Genomic DNA, 3,301 nt, shown 5'->3' with positions numbered 1-3,301 from the left:
GGCCACGCGCGGAGCGGCCGCGCGGGCGTCATCCGGTGCGACGGGTCAGCGCAGGTGCGCGCCCGCACCGACGGCGTACGCCTCGCGGACCCAGCCCTCGAACGCGTCGTCGAGGTCGTCCGCGGACGTCACCCGGAACTGGTGCACGAACAGGCGCTTCGTGTACGGCGAGACGCGCCGGATCCGACGGTCCGGCCCGAGCGGGCGCTGGAGGTCGAGGAAGCCGTCGACGCCGTGCCTCGTCGGGCGGGCCCCGGCGAAGCCGCGCCGCTCCCCGGCGAACGTCACGGTCGTCCTGTGCGCGAGGACCGTCACGGGGCCGCACGCCTCGACGAGCGCCACCACCCGTTGCCAGAGCGCGACGTGCGCGGGGTCGGCGTCCCGGAGGTGGTCGTCCACGGTCCAGGTGCGCGGTGCGTCGTCGGCCATGCGCTCGATGGTCCTCCTTGTCACCCACACGGCCACCGGGCGTGTCTGACCGCGGCGGGAGCGAGGATCCGGACGACCGCGGGCGCGACGATCACCCGCGCGGGGCCCTTGCCCTCGCCCGTCCGGATTGTCATGCTCCTGGGACGGCGGTCCACCCCCTTCCGCCGCGCACGGCACCGGTCATCCGACAACGACGTAGGAGCCTTCCGTGGCACGTCACACCCGTTCGCCCCTCGCAGCGCTCGCCGCGGCCGCCGCCGTGGTAGCGCTCTCACTGCTCTCCGCCGCGCCCGCGACGGCGCACGGCCGCCCCGGCCCGGGAGGTCCGTCGTCGACGACGCGGCTCTACACGCCCCCGCCCAACGAGGGCGCGGTCGCGCAGATCAAGCAGCTCGTGAAGGACCGCCGGTACGCGGACGCGAAGGCCGTCACCCAGATGGTCGCGACCCCGCAGGCGGTGTGGTTCACGAGCGGCACGCCCAAGGAGGTGCGCAAGTCCGTCGAGAAGACGGTCAAGAGCGCCAAGCACCAGCGCGCGGTCCCGGTGATCGTGGCCTACAACCTGCCCTACCGGGACTGCTCGCAGTACTCCGCGGGCGGCGCGCTCGACACCGCGTCGTACCTCGCGTGGATCGACGGGCTCGCGAAGGGCATCGGCACGAGCGAGGCCATCGTCGTGCTCGAGCCCGACGGCCTCGGGATCATCCCCTGGTACACCTCCATCACCGGCGCGACCGAGTGGTGCCAGCCCGCCGAGGCCGACCCGGCGACGGCCGCGTCCGACCGGTTCGCGCAGCTGAACGGCGCCGTCGACCGGCTGTCGGCGCTGCCGAACGTGCGCCTCTACCTCGACGGCACGCACTCCGCGTGGCTCGGCGTCGGCGACGTCGCCGACCGGCTGCACAAGGCGGGCGTCGAGAAGGCCGACGGCTTCTTCCTCAACGTCTCGAACTACGAGCTCAGCGAGCGGCAGGCGAAGTTCGCGTCGTGGATCTCGCAGTGCCTCTGGTACGGCACCAACGACGCCGAGGGCGGCTGGCGCCTCGGGCACTTCGACTACTGCGCGAGCCAGTACTACCCCGCGGACCCGAACGACTTCAGCACGTGGGGCCTGACGGACCAGTGGTACGTCGACAACGTCACGAACGCCGCCAACCCGCCGGCCGGCCCCCAGGTGCTCAAGCACGCCGTCGTCGACACGAGCCGCAACGGCCAGGGCCCGTGGACGCCGCCGGCGGACCACCCCGAGGGTGACCCGCAGGTGTGGTGCAACCCGCCGGACCGCGGCCTCGGCCTGCGCCCGACGACGAGCACCGGCGACCCGTACGTCGACGCGTACCTCTGGATCAAGATCCCGGGCGAGTCCGACGGCCAGTGCACGCGCTGGGCGCCCGACGGTGGCATCGACCCGGTCCGCGGGTACGCCGACCCGGCAGCCGGCCAGTGGTTCCCGCAGATGGCGCTCGAGCTCGTGCACCACGCCAACCCGCCGCTCGGTGGTCACAGGAGCTGACCGACGCGCGCACGACGGCCGTCCGGGCGCACCGGGCGGCCGTCGTCGCGTCCCGGGGCCCCACGTCTGGACACCGGCACCCCGGCCCGGGACGCTGGCCGCATGGGCGTGACGCAGGCGCCACCCTCCCCGCCGTCCGCCACCGCGCGGTGGCAGTGGTCGCTCGCGGGCGTCGCCGCGCTGGGACTGGGTGTCGCCGCCGCGCTCGCCGCCTACGCGGACGCGCACCCCGGCGACGGCGCGTGGCTGCTGACCCTGTGGTTCACCGGGATGCTGCAGCTCAAGGCGTGGTTCACCACCGCCGCGCTCGTGCTGGTCGTCGTGCAGGTGCTGTCCGCGCTCGCGATGTGGGGGCGGCTGCCCGGCGTGCGGGGCGGCGCTCCCGGCTGGGTCGCGCTGCTGCACCGGTGGAGCGGCGTCGTCGCGTTCCTGCTCACGCTGCCCGTCGCGTTCCAGTGCGTGTGGTCCCTGGGCTTCGAGGACGAGCCGTCACGCGTCCTGGTGCACAGCGTCGCCGGGTGCCTGTTCTACGGCGCGTTCGCCGCGAAGATGCTGGCGCTGCGCCTCCCCCGGCTGCCGTCCGTCGTGGTGCCCCTGCTCGGCGCCACCGTCGCGACGCTGCTCGTCGTCGTGTGGTTCACGTCGGCGCTGTGGTTCTTCACCCAGCCCGGGCTCCCCCGGGTGTGACGGCGGGAGGTGCACGCGTGACGGAGGGCGCGTCCGAGGGGTACCGGCGGCGCGAGGTGCTCGAGGCGGTCGGCGTGACCGTCGCGGCCGGCGTCGTCGGGTTCGTCGGCATGTCCACGCGCGCGCCGGCCACCGACGACGGCGACTACGCACCGCCGGGCGACGGACCGGCCGAGGGAGACGGCGGCACCGGTGCGGACACCGAGGGCGGGTCCGACGCGTCCGACGACGGCGACGACAGCGGCCACGGCGACGGCGACGGCGTCGTCCTCGCGGCGCTCTCCGACGTCCCCGACGGGGGCGGCCTCGTCCTCACCGACCGCCAGGTGGTGCTCGTCCGGGACGGCGACGACGTCGAGGGGTTCAGCGCGGTCTGCACGCACCAGGGCTGCCTGGTCGGCGAGGTCGCGGACGGCGAGATCCGCTGCCCCTGCCACGGCAGCGTGTTCGACGCACGGTCGGGTGACGTCGTGCGCGGACCCGCCCAGCGCCCGCTCCCGGAGGTTGACGTCGACGTGCGGGACGGTCGGGTGGTGCTGCGGTGAGGCGCACGTTCTGGCAGCGGCTGCCGACGCTCGTGTGGCTCGCGGGCGTGGGGCTCGTCGTGGGTGCGGCGCTCGCGTCGCTCCTGCTCGACTGACGGGACCGGCCGCCACGACCGCGGGCGCGACC

General features: G+C 74.7%; 4 protein-coding genes. 3 read left to right on the top strand and 1 reads right to left on the bottom strand.

The window, feature by feature from the left end:
* Window positions 1-45 precede the first annotated feature (45 nt).
* Complete coding sequence (locus HGA02_RS13845; RefSeq protein ID WP_168679501.1) at window positions 46-429, bottom strand: DUF5655 domain-containing protein; 384 nt, start codon at window positions 427-429, stop codon at window positions 46-48.
* Between the two features lie 208 nt (window positions 430-637).
* On the opposite strand from HGA02_RS13845, the gene HGA02_RS13840 reads away from it, so the two are divergent.
* The 3 genes from HGA02_RS13840 (at window position 638) to HGA02_RS13830 (ending at window position 3,174) form a co-directional block, all read left to right on the top strand.
* A complete protein-coding gene (locus tag HGA02_RS13840; protein WP_168679500.1) occupies window positions 638-1,942 on the top strand; it encodes a glycoside hydrolase family 6 protein in 1,305 nt (434 codons plus the stop codon).
* Window positions 1,943-2,044: 102 nt separating this feature from the next.
* Window positions 2,045-2,629 carry a DUF6529 family protein gene (locus tag HGA02_RS13835; RefSeq protein WP_168679499.1) on the top strand — a complete coding sequence of 195 codons (585 nt, stop codon included), beginning with the start codon at window positions 2,045-2,047 and terminating at the stop codon, window positions 2,627-2,629.
* 17 nt (window positions 2,630-2,646) lie between these two features.
* Window positions 2,647-3,174: a Rieske (2Fe-2S) protein gene (locus HGA02_RS13830; protein WP_343035482.1), complete on the top strand. Its 528-nt coding sequence runs from the start codon at window positions 2,647-2,649 to the stop codon at window positions 3,172-3,174.
* The last annotated feature ends 127 nt before the right edge of the window (window positions 3,175-3,301 follow it).

This window comes from Cellulomonas septica (assembly GCF_012396155.1).
Taxonomy (GTDB): domain Bacteria; phylum Actinomycetota; class Actinomycetes; order Actinomycetales; family Cellulomonadaceae; genus Cellulomonas; species Cellulomonas septica.
Note: the sequence above shows the minus strand (reverse complement) of the source record. Positions and strands in the feature narration are given on the sequence as shown.